The organism is Mycobacterium sp. (assembly GCF_039583805.1).
GTDB lineage: Bacteria > Actinomycetota > Actinomycetes > Mycobacteriales > Mycobacteriaceae > Mycobacterium.
Genome location: NZ_JAVKSH010000030.1, coordinates 30,058 through 33,333, shown reverse-complemented (window position 1 = coordinate 33,333; position 3,276 = coordinate 30,058). Strand labels below are relative to the sequence as shown.

The following is a 3,276-nucleotide window of genomic DNA, read 5'->3' as shown; positions in this document are numbered from 1 at the left end:
GATGGGACTAACGAGGCGTGTGGGTCGACCCTGTGCAGCCCGGCCGCACCGAACGTGAAGCCGTTGCGAGAATCGGACGAATTTCTCGCAACGGCTTCACGTTCGGTGACCTGACCCCCGGTGCACGGCACCCCGACGAACTGACGAGCGAGCGCACTAAGGCGTGCCGTCAGCCGGCCGCCCGGATGGCGCCGAGCAGCAGATCGGCCAGGTCCGCGCGGCACATCAGGAAGTCGGGCAGGTACGGGTCGGGCCGGTTGTAGCGCAGTTCGGAGCCGTCCAGGCGGGAGACATGCATGCCGGCCGCCAGCAGCACGCCCGCCGGTGCGGCCGAATCCCATTCCCACTGCCCACCGGCATGCACGTAGCCGTCGGTGTCGCCGCGGACCACCGACATCGCCTTGGCCCCGGCCGAACCGATCCACACCATGTCGATGTCGAGCCGTTCGACCAGCCGGTACAGCACGGCGGGCGGCCGGTTGCGGCTGGCGGTGACGCGGATCGGCCCCGGCCGGGACGGCGGTGTCGGGTGCTCGTTGCCGACGGTGTCGCTGCGGTACAGCTCGCCCATCGCGGGCAGCGCGACGGCGGCGTCGGTGATGTCGCCGTTCGTGCCGGCGCGGCGCTGCCACAGCGCCACGTGCACGGCCCAGTCGTCGCGGCCTGGCGTGGAGAATTCGCGGGTGCCGTCGAGCGGGTCGACGATCCACACCCGGTCGGCGCGCAACCGGGCCCGGTCGTCGTGGGCTTCCTCGCTGAGCACCGCGTCGCCGGGGCGCTCGGCGTGCAGGCGTCGCAGCAGCAGTGCGTTGGCCTGGGTGTCGCCCGCATCGCCGAGCAGCCAGGGGCGGTCGAACCCGACCCGGTCGCGCACCTCAAGCAGCAGCTGCCCGGCGTCCCGCGCCAACTCGGCGGCCAGTTGCGCGTCGGTCGGGTCGGGGGTCACCTGAAACAGTATTGCCGAACGCGGGTTCGGCGATCGATAAAGACCGCCGGATCGGCTCGGTGTGGCTGGGCCGTACTCAATCTGGGAATCGAAATATATTGTGCTTCAGCTGTTTTCGGTGACCCACGCACCGGTGAAGCGCTGCACCTCGCGGATTTCGTCACCGAGTTGGTTGCCGATGAGATTCTCCAGCTGGCCGCCGATCAGCGGAATTTTGACCTGCACGGTGGTGGTGAACTCGCCGCGCGCGCCGTGGTCCGTCGGCAGCAGCAACACCTCGCCGAACGCGTGCACCGGCGCCCCGGGCACGGTCACAGTGATCTCGCCGCGGCCGCGCCCGTCGCCGATGCGGGTCCACCGCTCATGTTGCACCATCGCCAGTTCGCCGCGGTGCACGCCCGCGACCACCTTGGGCAGCCGGTCGCGCACAAACCCGAGCGTCAGGTCCAGGGTCACCGTGCCGTCCGAATCGACGTCGTGCGCGTCCAGGGTCGCCGTCCCCTCGCCGAACGTGCCCAGCCGCGCCCGCCAGTACTCCCGGTGTCCGAACGCCCACAGGATCTGGTCGACACCGACCGTGGAGTCGACCGACAAGGCGAACGAACGGGGCACTGCCGCAGCCTACCCAGGTTCGCCGCACCGCCGAGCAACCCGTATCAGAACGCCGGCCACGGGATCGGACGGTGCCGGTTCGGGTGGGGCATGACCGGATTGTCCAGCAACGCGCAGCCGCGCAGCCGCAGCGCAGCGATCTCGGCGGCGGTGAGATGCGTGCTCAGCGCGTCGCCGAGCGGACCGGCGAGCGCGTCGACCAGGCGGGTCACCGCGCCCAGGATCTTGTCGTCGACGGGTTCGCCGGCCCAGCCCCACAACACGGTGCGCAGCTTGTCCTCGGCGTGCAGGCACACGCCGTGGTCGACGCCGTAGACGTGCCCGTCGCCGTCGCGCAGGATGTGGCCGCCTTTGCGGTCGGCGTTGTTGACCAGGATGTCGAAGACGGCCATCCGCTTGAGCCTGACGTCGTCGGCGTGCATCAACACGACCTCGTCGCCGGCGTAGTCGTAGGCCCGCAGCACCGGCAGATAGCCGCGCGGCCGCGCGCCGGCCGGAAACAGGTCGACCAGGTCGGGGCCCGGGTGGGGGTCGCAGTCCGGTGTGTCACCGGGTTGATCCACCCACAGCTGCAGCATGCCGCGCCCGGCCGGCCCGTGACGAATAATGGTGTACGGCACGATGTTCCAGCCCAGCTGTGCAGACACCAGGTAGGCGCCGAGCTCACGGCCGGCCAGCGTGCCGTCGGGAAAGTCCCACAGCGGCTGCTCGCCTGCGATGGGCTTGTAGACGCAGTGGACGCTGGCGTGGTCCAGGGTCGACTCACCCAGGGCCGACTCGCCCAGGGTCGACTCGCCCAGGGTCGACTCACCCAGGGTCGACTCACACAGGAAAGTCGCGTTGCTGGCCGAGCGGATGCGTCCGAGAATGGTCAGCTCGCCGCGCTCCAGCACCTCGCGGGCGTCAGCCCCCGGCGTCATCGTCGGGCCCGGGCGACGCGCTGCGCCGGTAGCCGTTGGTGCGTGCGCAGATATGTCCCTCGGGGTCCAGCGGTTCGTCGCAGAACGGACACGGCGGGCGGCCGGCGGAGATGACGCGGTAGGAGCGGCTCGCGAACTGTCGCGCCGACTCGGGCGTCAGGAACACCCGCACGGCGTCGGGCCCCTCCTCGGCGTCGTCGAGCACCACCGAGGCGTCGAACTCGGTGTCGGTCACCGCGAGCAGCTCCACCACCACGGTCTGCGCCTCGGAGTCCCAGCCCAGGCCCATGGTTCCCACCCGGAACTCGGCGTCGACCGGGGTGATCAGCGGGCTGAGGTCATCGACCTCGGTGAGCTCCGGCGGCACCGGCGTGCCGAACCGGCGGTGCACCTCCAACAGCAGCGCACCGATCCGCTCGGCGAGCACCGCGACCTGCTGCTTCTCCAGCTCCACCGACACCACCCGGGCGTCGTGCACCGCCTGCAGGTAGAACGTGCGGTTTCCGGGCTGGCCGACGGTCCCGGCGACGAACCGGTCCGGCGTGCGGAACACATGGATTGCGCGAGGCATGGTATCTCCAAAATACCGGCACACCCCGGCGCGCCGTAACGCGTCGTGTCGTGACGGCCCGGGCCGGCCGGGCTCAATCGGTGGAGCCGCCGACGACCGCGTCACCCGGCGGCGCCGCAGCGCCCGCGTCACCCGGCGGCGCCGCGGCGTCCGCGTCACCCGGCGGCGCCGCGGCGTCCGGGGCCGGCGGGGCGGTCAGCGCGGACGTCAGCCGGGCGCCGGTGTGG

Annotated in this window: 4 protein-coding genes; all 4 read right to left on the bottom strand. The window is 71.2% G+C overall.

All coding sequences use genetic code 11. The features are described from left to right. Positions 1-169: 169 nt before the first annotated feature. Positions 170-946: a 3'(2'),5'-bisphosphate nucleotidase CysQ gene (locus ABDW21_RS06035; RefSeq protein ID WP_343600348.1), complete on the bottom strand. Its 777-nt coding sequence runs from the start codon at positions 944-946 to the stop codon at positions 170-172. Between the two features lie 105 nt (positions 947-1,051). After that, a complete protein-coding gene (locus ABDW21_RS06030) occupies positions 1,052-1,558 on the bottom strand; it encodes a DUF2505 domain-containing protein (RefSeq protein ID WP_343600349.1) in 507 nt (168 codons plus the stop codon). Positions 1,559-1,602: 44 nt separating this feature from the next. Continuing rightward, positions 1,603-2,478, bottom strand: coding sequence for an SCO1664 family protein (locus ABDW21_RS06025; protein WP_343600350.1), 876 nt, complete (start codon positions 2,476-2,478; stop codon positions 1,603-1,605). After that, complete coding sequence (locus ABDW21_RS06020; protein ID WP_343600351.1) at positions 2,462-3,049, bottom strand: DUF3090 domain-containing protein; 588 nt, start codon at positions 3,047-3,049, stop codon at positions 2,462-2,464. Before ABDW21_RS06020 ends, ABDW21_RS06025 begins: the two co-directional genes overlap by 17 nt. Positions 3,050-3,276 lie beyond the last annotated feature (227 nt).

What these genes read in the sequence shown, in the direction of transcription:
- ABDW21_RS06020 (WP_343600351.1), bottom strand. Translation starts at nt 3,049, where the DNA reads ATGCCTCGCGCAATCCATGTGTTCCGCACGCCGGACCGGTTCGTCGCC.
- ABDW21_RS06025 (WP_343600350.1), bottom strand. Translation starts at nt 2,478, where the DNA reads ATGACGCCGGGGGCTGACGCCCGCGAGGTGCTGGAGCGCGGCGAGCTG.